This is a genomic window from Lentzea sp. NPDC006480 (assembly GCF_040611995.1).
In the GTDB taxonomy this organism is placed as follows: domain Bacteria; phylum Actinomycetota; class Actinomycetes; order Mycobacteriales; family Pseudonocardiaceae; genus Lentzea.
The window spans coordinates 23154-45390 of record NZ_JBEXPJ010000001.1 but is presented as its reverse complement, the minus strand read 5'-3'; the positions used below and the strand labels follow the sequence as shown (position 1 = coordinate 45390).

General features: G+C 68.5%; 18 protein-coding genes. 9 read left to right on the top strand and 9 right to left on the bottom strand.

Annotation, left to right across the window (positions count from 1 at the left end):
• The first annotated feature begins 2 nt into the window (after positions 1–2).
• The 3 genes from ABZX92_RS00200 to ABZX92_RS00190 all read left to right on the top strand — a co-directional run bounded on the left by ABZX92_RS00200 (position 3) and on the right by ABZX92_RS00190 (position 2845).
• Positions 3–1223: an FAD-dependent monooxygenase gene (locus ABZX92_RS00200; RefSeq protein ID WP_355551574.1), complete on the top strand. Its 1221-nt coding sequence runs from the start codon at positions 3–5 to the stop codon at positions 1221–1223.
• A gap of 23 nt (positions 1224–1246) precedes the next feature.
• The gene (locus ABZX92_RS00195) at positions 1247–2008 is read left to right on the top strand and encodes an SDR family oxidoreductase (protein WP_355551571.1); all 762 of its coding nucleotides are present in this window, start codon (positions 1247–1249) and stop codon (positions 2006–2008) included.
• Between the two features lie 309 nt (positions 2009–2317).
• Positions 2318–2845, top strand: coding sequence for a response regulator transcription factor (locus tag ABZX92_RS00190; RefSeq protein ID WP_355551568.1), 528 nt, complete (start codon positions 2318–2320; stop codon positions 2843–2845).
• A gap of 59 nt (positions 2846–2904) precedes the next feature.
• On the opposite strand, the gene ABZX92_RS00185 is transcribed toward ABZX92_RS00190, so the two are convergent.
• On the bottom strand, positions 2905–3312 hold the full coding sequence (locus ABZX92_RS00185) for a hypothetical protein (RefSeq protein WP_355551565.1): 408 nt from the start codon (positions 3310–3312) through the stop codon (positions 2905–2907).
• Between the two features lie 411 nt (positions 3313–3723).
• On the opposite strand from ABZX92_RS00185, the gene ABZX92_RS00180 reads away from it, so the two are divergent.
• Entirely contained in the window at positions 3724–5994 is a 2271-nt protein-coding gene (locus tag ABZX92_RS00180; RefSeq protein WP_355551562.1) for a M4 family metallopeptidase, read from the top strand.
• Positions 5995–6023: 29 nt separating this feature from the next.
• On the opposite strand, the gene ABZX92_RS00175 is transcribed toward ABZX92_RS00180, so the two are convergent.
• On the bottom strand, positions 6024–8909 hold the full coding sequence (locus tag ABZX92_RS00175) for a BTAD domain-containing putative transcriptional regulator (RefSeq protein ID WP_355551559.1): 2886 nt from the start codon (positions 8907–8909) through the stop codon (positions 6024–6026).
• A 97-nt stretch (positions 8910–9006) separates the two neighbouring features.
• On the opposite strand from ABZX92_RS00175, the gene ABZX92_RS00170 reads away from it, so the two are divergent.
• A complete protein-coding gene (locus ABZX92_RS00170) occupies positions 9007–10227 on the top strand; it encodes a hypothetical protein (RefSeq protein ID WP_355551556.1) in 1221 nt (406 codons plus the stop codon).
• A gap of 55 nt (positions 10228–10282) precedes the next feature.
• Here ABZX92_RS00170 and ABZX92_RS00165 read toward each other — a convergent pair whose 3' ends face one another.
• Positions 10283–11704, bottom strand: coding sequence for a glycoside hydrolase family 19 protein (locus tag ABZX92_RS00165; protein ID WP_355551554.1), 1422 nt, complete (start codon positions 11702–11704; stop codon positions 10283–10285).
• A 33-nt stretch (positions 11705–11737) separates the two neighbouring features.
• A complete protein-coding gene (locus tag ABZX92_RS00160) occupies positions 11738–13072 on the bottom strand; it encodes a hypothetical protein (RefSeq protein ID WP_355551551.1) in 1335 nt (444 codons plus the stop codon).
• A 358-nt stretch (positions 13073–13430) separates the two neighbouring features.
• Here ABZX92_RS00160 and ABZX92_RS00155 point away from each other — a divergent pair, with 358 nt between their 5' ends.
• The gene (locus ABZX92_RS00155) at positions 13431–13934 is read left to right on the top strand and encodes a helix-turn-helix transcriptional regulator (RefSeq protein WP_355551548.1); all 504 of its coding nucleotides are present in this window, start codon (positions 13431–13433) and stop codon (positions 13932–13934) included.
• A 55-nt stretch (positions 13935–13989) separates the two neighbouring features.
• On the opposite strand, the gene ABZX92_RS00150 is transcribed toward ABZX92_RS00155, so the two are convergent.
• The 4 genes from ABZX92_RS00150 to ABZX92_RS00135 form a co-directional block, all read right to left on the bottom strand.
• Complete coding sequence (locus ABZX92_RS00150; RefSeq protein WP_355551545.1) at positions 13990–15432, bottom strand: alpha/beta fold hydrolase; 1443 nt, start codon at positions 15430–15432, stop codon at positions 13990–13992.
• An 81-nt stretch (positions 15433–15513) separates the two neighbouring features.
• Positions 15514–15900: a hypothetical protein gene (locus ABZX92_RS00145; protein WP_355551543.1), complete on the bottom strand. Its 387-nt coding sequence runs from the start codon at positions 15898–15900 to the stop codon at positions 15514–15516.
• A 4-nt stretch (positions 15901–15904) separates the two neighbouring features.
• Positions 15905–16975 (bottom strand): hypothetical protein, encoded by a 1071-nt coding sequence (locus tag ABZX92_RS00140; RefSeq protein WP_355551540.1) that lies wholly within the window; start codon positions 16973–16975, stop codon positions 15905–15907.
• 72 nt (positions 16976–17047) lie between these two features.
• The gene (locus tag ABZX92_RS00135) at positions 17048–17533 is read right to left on the bottom strand and encodes a MarR family winged helix-turn-helix transcriptional regulator (protein ID WP_355551537.1); all 486 of its coding nucleotides are present in this window, start codon (positions 17531–17533) and stop codon (positions 17048–17050) included.
• 64 nt (positions 17534–17597) lie between these two features.
• Here ABZX92_RS00135 and ABZX92_RS00130 point away from each other — a divergent pair, with 64 nt between their 5' ends.
• Genes ABZX92_RS00130 through ABZX92_RS00120 form a run of 3 tightly spaced genes read left to right on the top strand, consistent with a single transcriptional unit; the run spans position 17598 to position 20112 of the window.
• Positions 17598–19052 (top strand): LLM class flavin-dependent oxidoreductase, encoded by a 1455-nt coding sequence (locus tag ABZX92_RS00130; protein WP_355551534.1) that lies wholly within the window; start codon positions 17598–17600, stop codon positions 19050–19052.
• A gap of 56 nt (positions 19053–19108) precedes the next feature.
• Positions 19109–19579: a hypothetical protein gene (locus ABZX92_RS00125; RefSeq protein WP_355551531.1), complete on the top strand. Its 471-nt coding sequence runs from the start codon at positions 19109–19111 to the stop codon at positions 19577–19579.
• 50 nt (positions 19580–19629) lie between these two features.
• Positions 19630–20112, top strand: a complete 483-nt coding sequence (locus ABZX92_RS00120) for a hypothetical protein (RefSeq protein ID WP_355551528.1) — start codon at positions 19630–19632, stop codon at positions 20110–20112.
• On the opposite strand, the gene ABZX92_RS00115 is transcribed toward ABZX92_RS00120, so the two are convergent.
• Complete coding sequence (locus ABZX92_RS00115; protein ID WP_355551525.1) at positions 20109–22190, bottom strand: M6 family metalloprotease domain-containing protein; 2082 nt, start codon at positions 22188–22190, stop codon at positions 20109–20111. The genes ABZX92_RS00120 and ABZX92_RS00115 overlap by 4 nt on opposite strands.
• Positions 22191–22237: the final 47 nt, after the last annotated feature.

Below are 22237 nucleotides of genomic sequence, written 5' to 3'. Positions count from 1 at the left end.
GCATGACACAGCAGCCCCAGAACAAGCTCCAGAACAAGACGGTCCTCATCTCCGGCGCCGGCGTCGCCGGCCCCGCGCTGGCGTACTGGCTGCGCCGGTACGGGTTCACCCCGACCGTCGTGGAGCAGGCCCCGTCGCTGGGGGACGGCGGCTACAAGGTCGACCTGCGCGGTGTCGCGATGAAGGTCATCGACCGGATGGGCCTCACCCCCGCCATCACCCGGCACAGCACGCGGATGCGCGGCGGAGCGTGGGTGAACGCGGCCGGCAAGCCGCTCGCGACTCTCGGCCCGGACCTCATCGGCCTGCGCGCACCGGGTGATGACGAGGTGCTGCGCGGTGACCTGGCCCGCATCCTGTACGAGGTGACCAAGAACGGGGTGGAGTACCTGTTCGGCGACACCGTCACCGGCGTGGCCCAGAGCGACGCCGGCGTCGAGGTCACCTTCGCCCGCTCGGCTCCCCGCGTGTTCGACCTGGTGATCGGCGCCGACGGCCTGCACTCCACCGTGCGCGCCCACGTGTTCGGGGAGGAGACGAGGTTCGTGCGCCCGTTGGGCATGCACGCCTGCGTGTTCACCGTGCCCAACCACCTCGGGCTCGACCACTGGGAGCTGATCTACGCCTCGCCGGGCAAGGTCGTGAACCTCTACAGCACCCAGCGGTCCACCGCCAAGGCCCAGTTCATCTTCCCCACCCCGGCCGAGGTGCCCGGCCGTCACGACGTCGCCGCACAACAGCGCCTGATCGCCGAGACCTTCGCCGGCGCCGGCTGGGAGACCGATGCCCTGCTGGCCGCCATGCCGCAGTCCCCGGACTTCTACTTCGACTCGGCCAGCCAGGTCCACCTGGACCGGTGGTCGGACGGCCGGGTCGCGCTGGTCGGCGACGCCGCGCACAGCCCGTCGCCGCTGTCCGGCCAGGGCACCAGCCTCGCCCTGGTCGGCGCCTACGTGCTGGCCGGCGAGCTGAAAGCCGCACACGGTGACCACCGGGTGGCCTTCGCCCGGTACCAGGAGGAGATGCGCGGGTACGTCGACGTGAACCTCACGCTCGGCGAGAGCAACGCGAAGCAGATGGTGGCCGGCAGCAAACGGCAGATCCTGATGCAGACCACCATGATGCGGCTCGTCAACCGCCTGCCCTGGAAGGACCTGGCGCTGCGGCCGATCCTCAAGCCGCTCAACCAGGCCGCCAACGCCCTCACCCTCGCCGACTACTGAGAACCGCGGAAGAGAGCACGATCATGTCGAAGCTGTGCGGAAGAACGGCGCTGGTGACCGGCGCGTCCCGGGGCATCGGGCGAGCCATCGCGATGCGACTGGCCGGTGACGGAGCTGTGGTCGCGGTGCACTACGGCGGCAACGAGACCGCCGCGGCGCAGACAGTGGCCGAGATCAAGGCGGCAGGTGGCGAGGCCTTCGCGGTCCGCGCGCGGCTGGGCACGCCCGATGGCGTGGACGCGCTGTTCGCCGAGCTGACCGGCGGGCCGCTGGACATCCTCGTCAACAACGCGGGAGGCGGCGGCCGCGGTGGCACGATCGAGCAGACCACGACCGAACAGTTCGACGACCTGTTCGCCGTCAACGTCGCCGCCCCGTTCTTCATCCTCCAGCGCGCCCTGCCGCTGCTGCGCGACGGCGGGCGGATCATCAACATCTCCTCCTGCGCGCCACGGGTGGCGGCGCCGCAACAGGTCGCCTACGCCATGACCAAGGGGGCGGTCGACGTGCTGAGCAAGACCCTGGCCGTTCAGCTGGGACCACGCGGCATCACGGTGAACTCGGTCGCCCCCGGCGCGACCGACACCGACGGCACCGCCTACCTGCGCGACCACCCCGAGATCAGGGCGGGGATCAGTGCCATCACCGCACTCGGCCGGGTCGGCCGGCCGTCCGACATCGCCGACGTGGTCGCCTTCCTCGCGTCCGACGACGCCCGCTGGATCACCGGCACCGTCATCGACGCCAGCGGTGGCACGTTCCTCAGCCCCGCCACCGGGCATTGACCGACGGCCCGCAGGGGCGCTCGCTCGTGGTCGAGCGCCCCTGACCGGAACGCCGCCAGTTCGACCCCGATCCGTTCACCGGCGTTGTCCCAGGTCGATTGATCAGGTCTTGGTTGATCAACGGTCGTGCACCGAGCTTGAACAATCACCGGACGTTAGCTTGAAGCGCAGGGTGTCAGGGCAATTTCACTGGGGGTCAGTTTGCCTGACGAAAGATGCGCACATTCCGCGGAGCCCAGGCCCATAAAGGTCGCGCTGAGCATTCGCGGAGAGATATTGCGGTCCGGGTTCCGATCTCTGCTCGCGAGCATGCCGTCGGTCGAAGTGGTGTGCGAACCGCTGCGGCCGGATGTCGTCCTCACCGATGCGTCGATCGCCGATTTCGCACTGGACCAGTCACCGGCGACACGGGAACTGCTGGCCCGCACGGTGCTTCTGGTCGCGGACACTCCGGACGACGACGTCCTGCTGTCGGCGGCGGAGCACGGGGTCGGAGCCATCGCCTCGAAGAACGAGTCGTTCGACGGCGTGCTGCGCGCGATTCAGGAGGTGAACGGCGGGCGTCGGTGGGTCGGCGCCACGCTGGGCGGGCAGTTGCTCCGGTTGTTCACCAGGAAGCGCTCGAAGGTCGAGCCTGGTCTGCTGAGCGGCCGGGAACAGCAGGTGCTCGCGCTGGTCGCGGCCGGCCGATCCAATCACCAGATCGCGAACGAACTCGTGATCGCCGTGCGGACGGTCAAGTACCACGTCTCAAATGTGTTGAGCAAGCTGGGCGCACGGGACCGGGCACATGCCGTGGCCATTGCCATCAAGGCGGGATATCTGCCGGAACACTGAGAAACACCGAAGCGGGTGGCGGCGGTGAACCCGCGCGCCACCCGCTTCGCACAACTGCGTCAGCAGCTCTGGTTCGCGATCACGTTCGAGATCTTCGACTGGTAGTTGCCCGCGATCGTGCCCGCGATGATCGTGCGGAAGTCGTGGGTGCCACTGCCACTGCAGTTCCAGTAGATGTGGTGGTCGTGGCCGGAACCGCTCACGGTTTCGGACCTGACGTTCTCCCAGCCGAACCAGCGGCTCCACTGGATGGAGATCGTGGCGGTGCCGCTGCAGATGCTCTTGATGCTGCCGTAGCCGTGGATCGTGTTGCCGCTACGACTGGTCAGGCCGATGTCGAGGCACTCGATCAGCTTCTGCTCGCCGGCCGTGGTGTCGGCGGATGCCGGAGCGGTCAGCGCGACCACGCCGAGCGCCACACTCGCCGCGACCACGCCGGCCCTCTTGAGCCCGGCTCGAACGGTCATGGGTTTCCTCCTCATTTCGGGGCGGCCCGGCTGCGACAAGTCAATGGCCCCAGCGGTGTGCAACCGGACTCCCAGGTTTGGCGTCGAACAAACTGAACGCTATCGACGGCGCCGGGATCTGACCCGTGGCAGAAGGACAGTTCGGCACCTGCACTTTCGGCGCGCTGTTCGCTCACCGGACACCAATGACCGACATGCGGCACAAGCCGGGGCAAAACGAACATCTGTGCCGACAAGGGCAGCAAGTCCTACAAATGCCCACGAATTCGTGAGTGTGAATAAGTTAGTACTTGTTAACGATCGTGCGGCGAACGATCCTTCTCGTGCTCCGCCATCACATTCACCTCGACGAACCGTCCGGCTCCCCTGCAACCAACGAGCCGGTCTGTTCGCCCTGCAACGAGGAGAACAATGCAAGCGAGACGCACTTTCGTGCTGGCCGCGGCCGGGTCACTGGTCGCTGCCGTGCTCACCCAGACGGGCGCGCACGCGACCCCGCAGCCTCAGCCGGGCCAGACCGCTGAGGCCATGGCGGTGGACGCGGCCGCAAGCCTCGTCGACAGCCGGCCCGCCCAGCTGCACGTGAGCCAGAACGACGCGTTCATCCGGCACAACACCATCTCGTCCACGAACGGCCTCAAGTACGTCCCCTACGAGCGGACCTACAAGGGGATGCAGGTGGTGGGTGGTGACTTCGTCGTCGTCACCAACTCCACCGGGCAGGTTCTGCACACGTCGGTCGGCCAGAGCTCGACGATCGACATCGCCGACGCCAAGGCGTCCGTGACCAAGGCCCAGGCCGAGGCCACCGCCAGGACCGCGATGTCCACTGTGGACAGCGTGAACCCGGCCGAACAGGTCGTCTTCGCACTCGACGGCACGCCGAAGCTCGCTTGGAAGGTCTCGGTCGTCGGCCGGGACTCCGAGGGCCCGAGCAAGCTCGACGTGATCGTGGACGCGGCGAACAACAAGGTGCTGCACACGCAGGAGCGGGTGCTGCACGGCACCGGCAACAGCGGGTGGAACGGGCCCTCCGTGCCCCTCGCCACCACGCAGTCCGGTTCGACCTTCTCGATGAAGGACCCGAACCTCACCAACGTCAGCTGCCAGGACGCGGCGAACAACACGACGTTCACCAAGTCCAGCGACACCTGGGGCAACGGCACGGCGACGAACCGCGAGACCGGGTGCGTCGACATCCTGTTCGCGGCGCAGACCGAGTCGAAGATGCTCACGCAGTGGCTGGGCCGCAACGGCTTCGACGGCAACGGCGGCGGCTGGCCGATGCGCGTCGGCCTGAACGACCAGAACGCCTACTACGACGGCAGCCAGGTCCAGATCGGCAAGAACACCGCCGGGCAGTGGATCGGTTCGCTCGACGTCGTCGCGCACGAGCTCGGCCACGGCATCGACGACCACACGCCGGGTGGTATTTCCGGTGCGGGCACGCAGGAGTTCGTCGCGGACGTCTTCGGCGCGTCCACCGAGTGGTTCGCCAACGAGCCGTCGCCCTACGACACGCCCGACTTCCTCGTCGGCGAGACGATCAACCTGGTCGGCAGCGGCCCGATCCGCAACATGTACAACCCCTCGGCGAAGAACCACGCGAACTGCTACAGCAGCTCGATCCCGAACACCGAGGTCCACGCGGCCGCCGGGCCCGGCAACCACTGGTTCTACCTGCTCGCGCAGGGCACGAACCCGACCAACGGCCAGCCGACGAGCACCACGTGCAACAACACGTCGATCACCGGCCTGGGCACCGAGAAGGCGCTCAAGATCTTCTACAACGCCATGCTGCTCAAGACCTCCGGCAGCTCCTACCTCAAGTACCGCACGTGGACGCTGACCGCGGCCAAGAACCTCTACCCCGGCAGCTGCGCGGAGTTCAACACGGTCAAGGCCGCCTGGGACGCGGTCAGCGTGCCCGCGCAGTCCGCTGACCCGACGTGCAACCCGACCGGCACGGTCACCGTCAGCAACCCCGGCAACCAGTCCAGCACCGTCGGCACCGCGGTGAGCCTGCCGCTGTCGGCGAGCGGCGGCACCGCGCCGTACACCTGGTCCGCCACCGGACTACCCGCCGGGCTGTCCATCAACTCCAGCAACGGCACCATTTCCGGCACGCCGACCACCGCGGCCACCTCGAACGTGACGGTGACCGCGACGGACAGCGCGAACAAGAGCGGCACCGCCTCGTTCAGCTGGACCGTCGGCACGGGCGGCGGCAACTGCTCCGGCCAGAAGCTCGCCAACCCCGGCTTCGAGTCGGGCAGCGGTTCCTGGACGGCGACCTCCGGCGTCATCGGCCAGCACGGCACGCAGGAGCCCGCGCACGGCGGCACCTGGGCGTCGTGGCTGAACGGCTACGGCTCGTCGCACACCGACTCGCTGTCCCAGTCGGTGACGATCCCCGCCGGCTGCAAGGCGTCGTTCACCTTCTACCTGCACATCGACACCGGTGAGACCGGCAGCACCGTCTACGACAAGCTGACGGTCACGGCCGGGAGCACCACGCTCGGCACGTTCTCCAACACGAACGCCGCGGCCGGCTACGTGCTGAAGACGTTCGACCTGTCCTCGTTCGCGGGTCAGACCGTGACGCTGAAGTTCAACGGCGTTGAGGACGCCTCGCTGCAGACGTCGTTCGTCGTGGACGACACGGCGGTGACGCTCAGCTGATGAGGAGTGCGGTTGCCGGGCGCTGGAAATCAGCCCGGCAACCGCACACCCATCTCGCGGTAGTGCGCGGCGGCTTCGTCGACCCGGCCCAGCCCGTGCAGCGCGTGCGCGAGCTCGATCCGGTAACCGATTCGTTGTGCCAGCTCCAAAGCATGTCCGAACGAGGCGTCGGCGTCGGCTGAACCCAGTTCCCGTTGCACCGAGCCCAGCACGTTCCACGCGCTCGCCAGGTGATCGACCAGCGAGCCGCGCCTCAGGTCCTCGACCACTTCGGACGCGACCGCCAGCGCGCGGTCCAGGTGACCGGCCCTGCGGTGGCCGGCGGCGAGTTTGATCTGGCCGCGCACCGTGTAGTCGGTGTTGCCCACCTCGCGCGCCAGCTCCAGGCCCTCGTACAGCGACCGCAACGCCTGGTCGTGATCACCCTGCCTGCTCAGCGTCGCGCCCAGGCCGGACAGCACGGACGCCTCCTCGCTGCGTTCGGCGATCTCCCTGCTCTGCGCCAGGGCTTTGCCGAGGTACGTCCAGGCCGTGTCGAGATCGCCGACGGCCAGTGCGATGCGGCCGAGGTTGCCGATGCAGATCGCCAGTATTCGGGAGTTCCCGTCGGCGGCGTAGAGATCCGCGGCCACCCGAGTGGACTCGAACGCCAGCGAGTAGTCGCCGAGTCGTTGGTGCAGCATGCCTTTGATGGCGAGCGCGTACGCCTCGCCCACCTGGTCGGCCAGCTCGCGGGCGATCTCCAGGTTCTGCGTCGCGTACGTCATCGCCTCGCGGTAGCGGCACGCCATGTAGTGCGTGAGCGTGACCTGCGAGAGGTTCACGGCCTGCGCGCGCGTGTCGCCCAGTCGTCGTACGGCTTCGAGTCCGGCTTCCTGCAGCACCACGAGCTCGTCGATGCGGTGCGTGATCATCAGGAAGTGGCCGAGGTGGCGGGGCAGGTCGCGCACGTGCCGGTCGGACCCGGTGCGCACCGCGTGGGCGCCGGCCGCGATGAGGTTGCGGTGCTCGCCGGTGAACCACGCCAGGGCGCTCGGCAGGGTGAACACGTCCGGCATCGACGCCGGCGGGTGGGCGATCTCCGGTTCGGCACGCCTTCTGCCCGGTTGCAAGGCATCCGCGGCGCGGTCGGCGACGGCGAGGTAGTAGTCGAGCAGGCGTGCGTCGGCCTCCGCCCGGCGGTCGGTGTCGGAGACCAGGCTCAGCGCGTGCTCGCGCAGCAGGTCGTGCAGCCGGAACCGGTCGCGCTCGCGTTGTTCGAGCAGGTGGTGGTCGAGCAGGTCCTCCAGCAGGTCCTCGGCGGCGAAGCGCTTGACGCCGAGCAACGCCGCGGCGGCGTGCGCGTCGATGTCCGCGCCGGGGTGCGTGCCCAGCAGCCGGAACGCTTGCTGCTGCGACGGTTCCAGGTAGTGGTACGACAACGCGAACGCGGCGGCGACGTCGCGGTCGTCGATCGCCAGCTCGGATAATCGTTGCTGTTCGGTGCGCAGCCGCTCAACGAGGTCCTCGACCGTCCACCTGGGACGGTGCCGCAGCCGGGCTCCCGCGATCCGCACGGCCAGCGGCAGGTACCCGCACAGCGCGACGAGCTCGGCCACGCCCTCGCCGCGGTCCTCACCGACGACCCGGCGGAACAGCAGCTCGGCGTCGTCCGGCGGCAGCACCTCCAGCGAGAGCGGCACCGCACCGTCCAAGTTGGGCAACCGGCGCCTGCTGGTCACGATGACCGCGCAGCCGGGCGAACCCGGCACGAGCGGCCGCACCTGCGCCGCGTCCACGGCGTTGTCCAGGATCACCAGCGCTCTGCGGCCCGCCATCGCGGTGCGCCACTCGACGACGCGTTCGTCGGCGTCGGCGGGGATCTCCTGCGCGCTGACGCCGATCGACCGCAGCAGCACGCCCAGCGCGGCGTGCGGCTCGACGGGCTCGCGGGACGGGGTGAAGCCGTGCAGGTCGACGAAGAGCCGGCCGTCCGGGAAGCGATCGGCCAGCTCGTGGCCCGCCCGCACGGCCAGCGCGGTCTTGCCGACCCCTGCCATGCCGTCGATCGAGACGATTCCGCCGCTGGTGCCGAGCAACCGGGTCAGCTCGTCCACCCGGCCGGTGAAGTCGGGCAGGTCGAACGGCAGCGAGTCGGGTGCCCTGGTCTCGGCGACGAGGACGGGTTCCGGTGCGGCCACTGGTTCGGCGACGCTCAGGCTCAGGCCCGGATCCGAGCGCAGGATCCGCTCGTACAACGACTTCAGCTCCTGCCCCGGATCGACGCCGAGATCCTCGGCGAGCAACCGGCGGCACTCGTCGTAGCGGCGCAACGCCTCCGCCTGCCGGCCGCACCGGTGCAGCGCGAGCATCAGCAACCCGACGAGCCGCTCCTGGTACGGGTGCTCGGCGCAGAGCGTGGTGAGGTCGCCGACGACCTCGCGGTGCCGGCCCAGTTCGAGCTCGCGTTCGACCCACTCCTCGGCGACGCTCAGGTGCTCCTGCACCAGGCCGTCCCGCAGCCGGTCGATCACCGAGGAGCCGGCGACCCCGTCGAACGGCGTGCCCCGCCACAGCGCGAGCGCCTTGAACAGCCCGGCCGCCGGGTGCTCCAAGGCCCTGGCCTGCGCCACCAGCCGGCGGAACGCGTGCAGGTCGACCTCGGCGTCCAGCGCGTAGCCGGGTGAGCGCCGCACGATGCCCAGACCGGTGGGCTTGAGGATCTTGCGCAACCGCGAGACGTAGCCGTGCACGAGACCGCGCCAGTCACCCGGCGGCTCCTCGCCCCACAGCGCCTCGGCGAGCCGTTCGACGGACACGCCCTGGCCCGCGTTGAACGCGAGAACGGCGAGCACGCAGCGTTGCTGAGGGGCGCCCGCGGCCAGCCGCTCCCCCTCGTGCCAGATCTCGACCGACCCCAGGATTCCGATCTCCATGACGACCGCCACCTTAGCCGTCCAGGTTTCGTGCAGGTGGGCTGCTTACATTTCTCGCGGCACCTGAACTCGCATCTCAACTGGGGAGATCGCATCCATGTCCAGACGTCTGTTCGCCCTGCTCACCGCGGCGGTCCTGCCGCTGACCGTCCTCACCGCTCCGGTCGCGCTGGCCGAGCAGACCAGTGGTCCCGAGGCGTGCGCCTATCACGCCGACCAGGCGGGCTTCACCGGCGACGCGCTGGTCGAGGCGATCGCGGTCGGCATGACCGAGTCGCACTGCCGGCCCGACGCGACCCACCGCGACGAGAACGGCCAGCTCGACCAGGGCCTGTACCAGATCTCCTCGCTCGACGGCAGTCGCAACAACTGCTACCTGAACCCGGCCTGCAACGCCGAGGTCGCGCGCGGCATGTACGAGGCGCAGGGCGAGAAGTGGCTGCCGAAGTGGAAGGCGAGCTACGGCACGCAGCGCTACCGCGACTGGCTGCCGGTGGCACAGGAGGCGGCCAAGCCGTACCTGGAGCCGCGCATCGGCCGGATCGGGGTGCTGAACGGCGGCACGCTGTCGGTGAAGGAGGGAAACCTCTGGTCGGGCTGGACGACGCAGCTGAACGGCGTGGCCAAGTTCGAGATCGACGGGAATCGCATCGGTGTGCTGACCACGGGCGGTGACGTCATGGTCAAGGAGGGCGACCTCTACGCGGGGTGGACCACCCAGGCGAGCGGTGCCAGGGACTTCCACCTGGCGGGCAACAGGATCGGCGTGCTGCGCAACGACGGTTCGCTGGCCGTGAAGGACGGCAACCTCTGGTCGTCGTGGACCGAGCAGACCGGCAACGTGAGCGACTTCGACCTCACCCCCAACCGCATCGGCGTGGTCCTCGCCACCGGCGAGGTCACGGTCAAGGAAGGTGACCTGTACGCGGGCTGGGTCGGCCAGATGAGCGGCGGCAAGGACATCGAGCTCGCCGCGGGCCGCATCGGTGTGCTGCGCGACAACGGCACGCTCGTGGTGAAGGACGGCACGCTGTGGTCGTCGTGGACCGAGCAGACCGGTGACGTCGCGAACTTCGAGATGACGAACAGCCGCATCGGTGTCGTGCTCACCAACGGGGACGCCACCGTCAAGGAAGGCGACCTCTACGCGGGCTGGGTCACCCAGGCGGGCGGTGTCGTGGACATCGAGCTCTCCGGCGACCGCGTCGGCGTCCGGCAGTCCCACGGCGCGTTCCAGGTCAAGGAGGGCAACCTCTGGTCCGGCTGGACCGAGCAGTCCTCGTCGGTCTCCCAGGGGGACCTGACGCACCGTCGCTAGAAACCGCGAAAAGGCGCTTTCCCGAGTTCCGGGAAAGCGCCCTTTTTCGTGTGGATCAGTGGCGGTTGCAGGTGATCTGGGAGTCGGGGACGGGGAGCGATCCGCCGTTGAAGTAGCGCAGGGCGGACTTGAAGTCGTTGCACCGCTCGGCGTCCTCCGCCGAGCTGGCCCGGTAGCCGACGTAGCGGGAGATCAGGCCCATGTCGTAGTGGTCAGCGGCGTTGTTGGAGTCCGAGCGGGCCACCGTCCAGTACCAGCGGGCGATCGGGGCGCTGTACTGCAGGCTGCGCGCCAGCTCCGGGTTGCCGAGCAGGTCGACACCGAGGTTGCTGCCCGCGCCCCGGTAGTTGCTGTCGCCGGTCAGCTGGATGAAACCGCGCCCCTGGTAGGTGGCGCCGGTGTTCTCCAGCGCGTTGTAGCGGAAGCCGCTCTCGTTGCGCAGGGTCGCGAGGAACGCGGCCTTGCGCGCCGGAGTGGTGATGCCGCCGCGGACCATCTCGGCGTTCAGGCTCTCGAGTCCTTGCTGGACGGCGTCCGGGTCGCCGATCGCGCCGTAGATGTTGCGCAGGTCCTGGAGGGTGACGCCGCTGGTGGGCACGGTGACGGGGGTGGTGGTGAGGTCGGCGGCCGAGACGCCGCCCGCCTGCTCGGTCCACCCCGCCCAGAGGTTGCCCTCCTTCACCGCGAAGGAACCGTTGTCGCGCAGGACTCCCAGCCGGTCGCCGGAGAGTTCGATCTCCTGCACACCGCCTGCCTCGCCGACCCAACCCGCGTAGAGGTCACCTTCCTTCACCGTGGCCTCGCCGTTGGTCAGCACGACACCGATGCGGTCGGGGGTGAGCTCGAAGTCCTTGACGTTGCCGGTCTGCTCGGTCCACGACGACCACAGGTTGCCGTCCTTCACCACGAGCGAGCCTTCGTCGCGCAGCACACCGATGCGGCTTCCCGCCAGTTCGATGTCCTTGGCGCCGCCCATCTGGCCGACCCACCCCGCGTACAGGTCACCTTCCTTCACCGTGACCTCGCCGGTGGCGAGGACCACGCCGATGCGGTCCGGGGTGAGGTCGAAGTCCTTGACGTTCCCGGTCTGCTCGGTCCAGCCGGCCCAGAGGTTGCCGTCCTTCACGGCCAGCGAACCGTCGTTGCGCAGGACACCGATCCTGTTGCCGCCCAAGTGGAAGTCCTTGGCGCCACCGGCCTGGGTGGTCCACTGGGCGTAGAGGTCGCCCTCCTTGACCATGACGTCGCCGCCGGTGGTCAGCACGCCGATTCTGTTGCCGTCGATCTCGAACTTGGCCACGCCGTTCAGCTGCGTCGTCCAGCTGGACCAGAGGTTTCCTTCCTTCACCGAGAGGGTGCCGCCGGAGAGCACACCGATGCGCGGCCCCGTTTCGGCGGCTTGAGCGGCCGGGGTGGAGATGAGGGTGGTGGCGAGGGTGGCACCGATCAAAGCCGCGCCCGCGATCTGCTTCTTCATTTCGGAGTCCTTTTCCAGGAATTCGGACGCGGTTTACCGGTGGGTGAGGTCTGCGGCCGAGACACCGCCGGCCTGCTCGGTCCAACCGGACCAGAGGTTGCCTTCCTTCACGGCGAAGGAATCGTCGTTGCGCAGCACGCCGATCCGGTCCACGGAAAGCTCGATGTCCTTGATGCCGCTCGCCTCGGTGACCCAGCTCGCGTAGAGGTCGCCTTCCTTGACGGTGGCGTCACCGTTGGTGAGCACGACACCGATGCGGTTGTTCGTCATCTCGAAGTTCACGACGTTGCCGGTCTGCTCGGTCCAGCCCGCCCACAACGAGCCGTCCTTCACCACGAGCGAACCGTCCTCGCGCAGCACACCGAGGCGGCCCGCGGCGAGCTCGATGTCCTTGCCGCCGCCCATCTGGCCGACCCAGCCCGCGAACAGATCGCCTTCCTTGACGGTGACCTCGCCGTCGCCGAGCACGACACCGACGCGGTTCGGGGTGAGGTCGAAGTCCTTGACGTTGTTGGTCTGCTCGGTCCAGCCGGCCCACAGGTTGCCGTCCTTGACCGCGAGCGAGCCGTCGTTGCGCAGCACGCCGATCCGGTCACCGGCCAGGTGGAAGTCCTTCGCGCCACCGGCCTGGGTGGTCCACTGGGCGTAGAGGTCGCCCTCCTTGACCATGACGTCGCCGCCCGTGGTCAGCACGCCGATGCGGTCGCCCTCGATCTCGAACTTCGCGACGCCGTTCAGCTGCGTCACCCAGCTCGACCAGAGGTTTCCTTCCTTCACCGACAGCGTGCCGCCGTTCAGGACGCCGATCCGGCCGATCTGCTCCGCGGCCTGCGTCCACCACGACGTCTGCTTGTTGGCGCCGGCCCAGCTGAAGCTGATGTGGATGTGGTCCTGGTGCGGGCTCGCCCCGCTGTAGGGCGTCCACCCCGCGTCCGGCCGGTACGCCTCCCAGATCTTGTTGTTCCAGATCAGGTACATGACGCCGAGGCGACGGGCCATCGCGTGCTTGTTGCCGTGCTGGTCAGTCGCGAGCAGCCAGCCGAGGAAGTCCTCCGCCTTGGCCCGGTCCGCGGTGTCGAAGTAGTTGAAGTGGTAGTCGAGCGCCCTGCCCTCGTGGTGCTCGCTGGTCTGGCCGTCGCAGTTGCGGACGATGCCCGAGGTGTGGTTGCCGTAGGTGGCGTTGAGCAGGTCGCGCACCCCGAGCGGGCCCGGCTTGGCCGATGCCTCGCAGGTGCGCTGTGCGTCGTAGGCGGAGTAGGGGTCGATCCCGGCGCCGAAGTTCGGCGTCGTCGGCGCGGCCTGCGCCGTGATGGTGCCGAGTGCGATGGCCGCGACGACCGCGACCAGTGCGGACTTGATTCCACGCATGACTATTCTCCCAAGATTTCCGTGGCAATTGACTCTGCGTGTTCCCGGTCATTCGCAGCGATGAGCGCGACGACGTGGGAACCGGATTCATCGACGCGAATTCTCAGGTTCTCCAGCTTTGTGCCCCTGAGTGCGTCCGGGTCTACTTCTGCTTTCAGGTTTCTTTCGACCAGGAACATCGTGGGGCAAACATTGCCGGGCAGACCGGTGCCGCGACAAGGGTTTCAGGCCGTCCGGAAATGCCCTGGCCGGATCAGGACAAGCGCGTCCAGGTTCCGTCCAGGTTCTGTGAGGGTGCCGTGCAGGTCGCCTGAATAGCGTTTTCGGCATGCGTACAGGAGATGTGCAGGAATTGGTCATGCGAGCACAGACCGAGATCGATCTGTGCATGTCGGGCGGGGTCGACGTCGACCTCCGCTTCCTCCCGCGGGGAACGCCCGTGCGCGTCCTCTACCCGGACGACGTGGACCGCGCCTCGGTGCCGGACTTCTTACGCGGCCACGACCAGGTCCGGGTCTGCGCGGGCCTGCCGACCGGCCTGGTGCTCTGCGACGGCACCGCGGTGGTGCCCGGTCCGGCGACCGTCACGGCGCCGGAAACCGTTGCGCTGCTGAAGGCCTGGTTCGACCACCTGTGGGCGGGGGCGATGTCCGCCGACACACGTGCCGTGGAGGGGTTGACCGACCAGGAGAGAACGATCCTGCGCCTGCTCGCGGGAGGGGTGACCGACGACGCGGCGGCGGCTCGGCTCGGCACGTCGGCGCGTTCGGTGCGGCGGGTGATGTCGGGGGTGATGGGGCGGCTCGGGGCGCGCAGCCGGTTTCAGGCCGGGCAGCTGGCGGCTCGGCGCGGCTGGCTGTAGCCGGACATGAGTGATGGCGGCAGCGCAAGGATCTGCGCTGCCGCCATCACTCATGTCAGGACGTGCCGGGACAACTGCCGGAGAAGGTCTGGCCGGTGCGGAAGAAGCGGACGGCCTTGTCCGCGCAGTCGACGAGCCACAACGAGCCGTGCGTGCTGTCGTCCACGGTCAGCAGCGCTCCACCGATCTTGCGCTGCATCTGCTCCGCCCACACGTGCGGCGTCACGGTCTCGTAGCGGTGGCCGGCGAGTTGCAACGGGCTGGAGCCGTGCTTCAGGTGCCACGGCGTCGCGGGCAAAGGCCAGCCCGCGCACCAGTTGCCGTAGCCAGCGCCGGTGGGGAAGAGCGGGTACTTCTCCTGCCGGTACTGGACTTGACGCCACGCCTCGTCGACGTTCGGGGCCTTGCCCTGGTCGTTGCACAGCACGGCGCGCTGCATCAGCAGGCCGCCGTACCACACCGGCGTCAGGCCGAAGCCCTCGTTCTCCGGCTCGTCGCCGGTCAGCGGCGGCACACCACCGGTCCGGAGCGCCACGATCGACTCCGCGACCTGCTGCCAGACCGTGCGCTTGTAGGTGAGCATCGAGCGCAGATGACTTCCGGTGTACCTGTGCCCGTTGACCGTGACGGGCGCGTGGTCGAGCTGAGCGGCCAGATCGCTGATCGACTTCGTCACCGCCTGCCCGGTGGCTCCGAGGTGGAACGCCGAGTCCCGCTCGGCCAGCCAACCGGCGAGGACCTCGTAGTTGGACTGCTTGGCCGCGGCCGAGCCCAGGTTCATCGTCTCCACCGTGAAGTCCGCGGGCATCACGGAGTCGAGCAGCATCCGGTCGACGCGGTGGTCGTAATGGCTGCGGTAGACGGCACCCAGTGCGGTGCCCCAGGAGATGCCGAAGTAGCTGATCTTCCGTTCACCCAGCGCGACGCGGATGTCGTCCATGTCGTCGGCGACGGCCCTGGTGGACAGGTTGGTCAGCAGCTCGCGGTCGTAGCCGATGCAGCGGGCGTTGGTGCGGGCGTTGCGCTCGTAGTCCTGACGGAACCGTTCGGACGGGCTCGCCTGCGGGTCGGGCTCGGGACCGTCCTCGGGGGTGGCTTCGCATCCGACGCCCCCGCTGAACCCGACGGCGCGCGGGTCGAAGCCGATGAGGTCGTGGTCGGTGTTCAGCTCGGCGAACTTCGTCTTCGTCAGGTCGTACGGCAAGCTGACACCCTGGTTGCCGGGGCCGCCGGGGTTCAGCAGCAGCACACCGCGCCGCTTCTTCTGGTCGGTGGCCTTGATGCGGCTGACGGCCAGGTCGATTTTCCGGCCGTGCGGGCGTGAGCGGTCGAGCGGCACGGTGACCGTGGTGCACTCGCTGCGGTCGTCGTCCGGGTACCAGTGCTCGTGGACCTGCCGGCACGGTTTCCAGTCCAAAGTGGATGCGCCGGCGGGTGGCGTGGTGACAAGCGGAACGACCAGCATCGCCACGGCCGCAGCGCGAAGTAGTTTCGACACGCGGCTGAGCGTAGGAAGACGATCTGTGCTCGCGGATCATGCGCGCGGATGATCCGGTCGTCCTACTGCAGGCTGATCAGGTCACCACGAGTCGCGCGACCAGGTCTGCTCGCTCAGGTCCTCCTCGGGCTCCGGTTTCGGCGCGGGCTTCTGCACAGGCTCGGGACCGTCGGGAACGCCGGCCAGCTCGTCCTCGGCGAGTCGCGCCAGCTCCGCCTGGCCCTGCTCGGCCAGTGCCTGCCTGTCCTCGTCGGACGTGGTGGCGTACCAGGAGGAGAGCGCTTCCGCACCGGCGCCGAGAGCCTCGTCGTACGCGCGGCTGGTCAGGATCTGGGCGGGCGTCGTGCGTCCGGCGAGCAGCTCCTTGGCCATCTCGGCGAGCGCGGGGCTCTGCTCGTTCGCGACGAGCTTCTTGAGCAGCTGGCGCTGGTGCCGGTCGAGGCCGGGCCGCAGTTCGGTTTCCGTCATGTCGTCACCTGTGCAGGGCCGGGTGCCCGTACGATCCGGGCAGTGGATGGGCTTTGAAACCGCTGTCGCTCATCACCATCAGGATCTCGCCCTTGGCCGTGCGGACGATGTACGAGAGTGCCTGGAACAGCTCGCCGATCTTGCTCCACGCCTCGACGACCTTCATGCACTGCCACGCCGCCACCGACCAGAGCACGGCCGGCGCGATGACGGACTCGGACATGACCCCGCCCGCGACCGCCTCGAGGGCGATCCAGAAGACCTTGTCGAAGATGTCCTGCACCAGGTCACCGGCGACCTTGGCGAACTCCCGCACACCGTCCGCGACCTTCTCGTACTCCTCCTTCAGCTTCACGAAGGCGTCCTTGTGCTGCTCGAGGGACGTCTGGAGCTTCTGGAAGTAGGCGTAGGACCCGTCGGCCGCCTTGCCGCCCCAGGCGTTGAGCAGCAGGCGGTGGTTGTCCATGACGTTGCGGCCGACGTCGCTGCAGAAGAAGCCGAGGGAGTTGAACGCGCCGCAGCACTTCGAGAACGACTCCCAGTCGCCGGCGATCCACTTGCTGATCTCATCGACGGGATTCACCCCGATGAGGACGTCCAGGATGTTCGCCGTCCAGTAACCGGGACTGACGGCGTTGTTGATCGCGTCGATCACGGCCATCGGGTCGAGGGGTTCCTCACCGGCTTGCGGGGGAGTCAGCCTGCCCTCGGGGAACATGGTCTCGCGCAACACGAACGGCCCGGTGAAGTGCTGCACCGAAGGACTCGGCACGTCCGGGAGCTTGTTCTCGAACGCGCGCGCCTCGGCCTCGTCCGTGGTGCGGTAGTACTTCGCGGTCTTGGCCATCTCGAGCGCGTTCGTCTTGCAGACGGCCGTCAGCTGGGCGAGCACCTCGTTGATCCGCGACTGCAGCTGGTCGTGTGTCGTGAGCAGCTCCGCGATGAGGCCGTCCTGCTGGTCGGTGATCTCCAGGTTGGCCTTGGCGTACCGCTCGGCGGCCTCCGAGTGCTCTTCCTGCTTGCCGAGAACCGCGGCGAAGTCCCCGATGACCGCCGGTGACGCGTGGAAGTCCACGGACCCCCTCCTCCTGATCTGTCCACGGAGGATATTCGCGGGTCCTTGACGGTTTTCTTGAATGCCGCGCGGCTACTGGGGCGTACTCGCCGCGATGTCCTGCACGGCCTGGCAGGCGCTGTCCACCGGATCCGCCGCGTTCGCGTGCACGGCGAGCTTGGCCAGCAACGCCTTCAGGCTCGCCTGGTCCTGCGCCGACAGCCCGGCCAGCACGTGCGCCTCGGCGTGCCGCAGCCGCAGGTCGAGCTCGGCGAGCCGCTTGCGACCGACGTCCGTGGCCACGACCAGGCGGGTGCGGCGGTCGGCCGGCGCGGGCTGACGGGTGACCAGCGAGGCGCGTTCCAGGTCGTCGAGGAGGTAGGTCATGACCGTGCGGTCGATGCCCAGCTGCTGGCACAGGGCGGACTGGCTTTCGGGCTGGTCGCGAACCGCGGCGGTGAGGATCTGGTAGCCGCGGTGGCCGCCGGGCAGGTCGCCCACCGCCACGTTCGTCGCCTTGACGTACGCGCGGAAGACCACGCCGAGGGTGAAGCCGAAGTCTTCGTCGAGGGCGGTCACCCGGCCAATGATAGCCCGAGCAGAACGTCTGCCGAGCAGAACATCTGTGTGGCATACTTTCGGCATGCCAGATTACGGCCACTCGCTCGAGTTCGGTGTGTTCCTGCCGCCCGCCGCCGACCAGTTCGGCGACACGCTGCGGCTCGCGCAGGCCGCCGACGCGCTCGGCCTGGAGCTCGTGAGCATCCAGGACCACCCGTACAACTCGACGTTCCTCGACACGTGGACGTCGTTGTCGGTCATCGCGGCGGCGACGTCCAACGTCCGCGTCTTCCCCAACGTCGCCAACCTGCCGCTCAGGCCGCCCGCGATGCTCGCCAGGGCCGCCGCGAGCCTCGACGTCATCACCGGCGGCCGGGTCGAGCTCGGGCTCGGCGCCGGGGCGTTCTGGGACGCCATCGCCGCCATGGACGGCCCTCGCCGCACCCCGGCCGAGTCGGTCGAGGCACTGGAAGAAGCCATCACGGTGATCCGGGCACTGTGGACGCCCGGGCGTGGAAGCCGGTTGCCGGGCAAGCACTACTCGCTCAACGGCGCGCGGCCCGGCCCGTTCCCCGCGCACGACATCGGCATCTGGCTCGGCGCGTACAAGCCGCGGATGCTCAAGCTCACCGGCCGGCTCGCCGACGGGTGGCTGCCGTCCGCCTCCTACGCGACGCCGGACCAGTTGCCCACGATGAACGCGATCATCGACGAGGCAGCCGAACAAGCCGCCCGTTCGCCAAAGGACATCCGCCGGCTCTACAACATCGACGGCGGCTTCACCGCCGAACAGCTCGCCGAGCTCGCGCTCGGCAACGGCGTCAGCGGGTTCATCCTCGTGGTCAACGGCGACGACGAGCTGCGCCGGTTCGCCGAGGAGACCGCCCCGGCCGTGCGCGAGATCGTGGCAGGGGCACGAAGCCCAAAAGTCGTTGACCGGCTCGGGGTGATCCCGACGCCGGACGACGGCATCCGCATCTCGGACGAGCGGCTGTGGGACGAGTCCGCGCGCCCGACCGGCCCCGCACCCGAGCCCGGCGCCGTCTACACGCCGACCGGCAAAGCGCTCGGCCAGCAGCTGATCGACGTGCACAACCACCTGCGGCGGGAGCTGAACAACGTCCGGTCACTGGTGCAGCGGGTGGCCGACGGCACGCTCGCCGTGGGTGCCGCCCGTTCGGAGATCAACACGATGACCATGCGCCAGAACAACTGGGCCATGGGCGCGTACTGCGAGAGCTACTGCCGCCTGATCACCATGCACCACACGCACGAGGACCGGTCGCTGTATCCCCAGCTGCGGCACGGAGACGATCGGCTCGGCCCTGTGCTCGACCGGCTGACCGAGGAGCACCACGTCATCCACGACGTGCTCGAACGCGTCGACGCCGCGCTGGTCGCGATGGTCGCAGAGCCCAAGAAGATCATCGATCTGCAGGACGCCGTGGACGTGCTCACGGACACCCTGCTGTCGCATCTGTCCTATGAGGAGCGTGAGCTGGTCGAACCGATGGCGCGAATTCCGTACCACTACTGAGTGCACCTGGGCGTGTGCAGCGGTGAAACGCGCATCAACACCCAGACACTGAACGCGTGGACACCAGGAAGCGAGTCGATCCGGTCCGGCGCGGTCGCACGATTCTGGGTGCGTCGCTGGTGGTCACAGCGGCTGCCGCAGGTACACGGGCCGCTCTCGGGTTCAGCCGCGCGGCGGAGACCGAGCACGCGATCCGCGCGAAGGACGGGCTGGACATCACGGTCGCGCTGCACCACGGACTGACCTGGGGCTGGCTCGCGTTCGCCGTGCTGACCGGGATTGCCGCACTTCCGTTGCTGGTCAACGGAAGTGGCCGGGTGTTCGCGGCCGGCGTCTGCTACGCGCTGGGCATGCCGCTGCTGCTGCTCGCGATCGGTGTGCCCGCACCGGTTTCCGCGGTCGGCACGGCGACGTGGGTGGCGTGCGGGAGCATCCTGCTGCTCGGCTGTTTCGTGATGCTGACCTCGGGACCTGTGCAACAGCAAGAACAACGGCACCAGCGCCGCCGTTCCGCGCGATCTCGCTGATATCTCCATTCCGGACACACGTGCCGTGCGGGACTGGCAGGGTGTTCGGAATGATCGAGACAGCCCGGCTGGCCGGGTTCTTCGCCGCCCACGGTGTCTGGTGCGTCTCAGAGGGAGAGACGCTGATCCCGTTGCTCGGCTACCAGCACGCCGACGGCGAGTACGGCATGGACCGGTTGATGTTCGACGACTTCGCGGAAGGCGCCCGCGCGGGCCAGGACGCGCTGGCGGACGGCGACCCGAGCTGGGTCGGCGCGGTGCTGGTGGCCGACGGCTACATCCACCTGGAGCAGGGCCGGACCGACGCGCTGATCGTCGAGGCGGTCCAGTACGGGCCGTACCGGCAGAGCATGCAGGTCGCGGTGCCGTATCGGCCCGCGGACCACGGGTTCGCGGTGCACAAGCCCAAGTTCATGGACATCGACTGCGACGACCCGAACCTCGGACCGCTCGCCGAGGCCTTCTTCGTCGGTGCCGCTTCCCACACGGAAGCCAACGCCGTGTGGGAAGCGCACCTGGACGAATCCGTCTAACGCGCCGCGACCACCGTGCAGGTGGCCGAAGCCTGCTTGTTCGGGTTGCTCTCGGAAACGGCCGTCAGCGTCACCTTCGACGTCACCGGCCCACCGTTGCGCTGTGCGTGCACCGGAACGTTGACGGTGCCGCCGAACTTGGCCGTGGCCAACGCGTTCGGCACCGAGACGGTCCACCCGTTCGCCGCCGTCGCCGACACCCGGTACACGTCACCGTCGATGTACTGGGTGACGGGCTCCGGGTGCTGCGAGGTCGGCGGAGCGGCACGACCGGTGTTCACGACCGGGAAGCTGCACGTCGCGACGCCGTCCTGCGTCCTCGCCTGACCGGGCATGACCTGCACGCCGCGCTGCTGCGGTCCCGCGCCGTCCAGCGACCGGATCGCCACGGTGTACGACAGCACGCCACGCGCGTCCCGTTGCACGTCCAGGATGTAGAAGTGCACGCGGTTGGCCGTGTCGACGAACTCGTACTCGCTGCCCGAGTTCGTGCCGGCGTGGAACAGCGCGTCCGACAGCTGCCGGTAGTCGCCGACCGTGATCGGGACCTTGGTGCCGTCGGGCAGGACGTAGTCGGTCATGCCGATGTCCTGCGGGTTGGAGTCGATCACCCACGTGAACGGTGCCGCGTCCTGGTTCTTCGTCTTGGCCAGCAGCACACCCGCGTCCGGCGTGAACGAGTCGGCGCCCATCCGGTCGACGACTTCGAGGGTGTAGTTGTTGTAGCCGCCGCCGTCGCAGAACGGGTTGGTGTTGACGTTGCAGGACGGCGTCCTGTCCGCGTTCAACGCGAGGTTGATGCCGGTCAGCCCGGTCGTTCCCGGATTCACCTCGCGGGCGGTGATCTTCGCGATGACCGCGCCCGAACCGGAGAGCGCTTCCCTGGACAACCGCAGCACGTTCTTCTCGTCGACGATCCCGAGCTTGATCTTGTTGCGCAGGGTCTGTTGTGCGCCAAGGGACGCACCACCGGTCGCCGGGATCGTCCAGCGCGAGTGCGGGCCGCCGGGACCGTTGAACGAGCCGCGCGACAGCATGTCCCACGGGCCGCTGTAGTCACGGCGCGGCGGGCTGCCGAACGGATTGTTGTAGTTGTCGCCGATGCCGAGGACGTGGCTCAGCTCGTGCGCGTACACGCCCTGGCCCGAGCTCTCGGCCTGGGTCGTGGAGCCGCCGCTCGCGTTGGGCCAGATGCTCGATCCCGCGGCCCACGACGTCCAGTCGACGTACCGGGTCTTCGACCAGTTCGGCAGCGCGGGGTCCGGCGGGCCGAAGTCGTCGGTGACGTCCTCCTTGGTGCGGAACTTCATCATCCCGAACTCCTGCCAGGTGCCGGACTCGTCCTGGCCCGCGGAGAGGTAGTAGATGAAGTCGAAGCCGGCCGGAACCTGACTGCCGACGTCGGCGACCCACGCGGCCCGGCCGTCGGTGCGGATGTTGCGGTTGCAGTTGTCACCGGCCGGGCAGCCGGTGCCGCCCTGGAACTCCATGGCGTACTCGTGGTCCTTGCCCGGCATCGTGTACGGGCCGAACGCCTTCAGGTCGACGCCGTAGCGCCCGCCGGAGGTCTCCATCCAGTACTCGTGCACGGTGTGGCCGCGGTTGAGGCCGATCGGTTTGTTGAGGAAGTCCTGGTAGAACTGCGCGACCTGGCTGCGCGGCACCCCGTTGGCCTCGGCGCTCGGGTTGCCGAACACCGTGGAGTTCTTGGGCTGCGTGACGACGAACGGCTGGTTCGGGTAGTCCAGAAGCACTACCGCGCCCTTGAAGGTGCGCACGGAACCGTGGACCGACGGGTCGGCCCAGTTCGTACCGGGAACCTTCTTGTAGTCCCGTTCCCACGTCATGTGGTCGGGGTTGACCCAGTTCTGCGGGTCGATCGGGCCGGGGAAACCGGCGAGGGAGGCCACCCGGGCGTCGTCTCTGGTCTGCTGCCAGGGCTGCTGTTGGGGCCAGTGGTCGAACTGCCACGGATGCGTTGGCTGGTCAGGGGAAGCGGCCGAGTTCCCGGCGGTGACCGTCGCGATCGAGAGGAGCGCGGCGATCAGCAGGGCAGGGCGCCGGTGTGAGCGATCCATGCTCCCACCGTGGTGCAGACCAGCCTCTGCCAGCCACGGCCGATCGT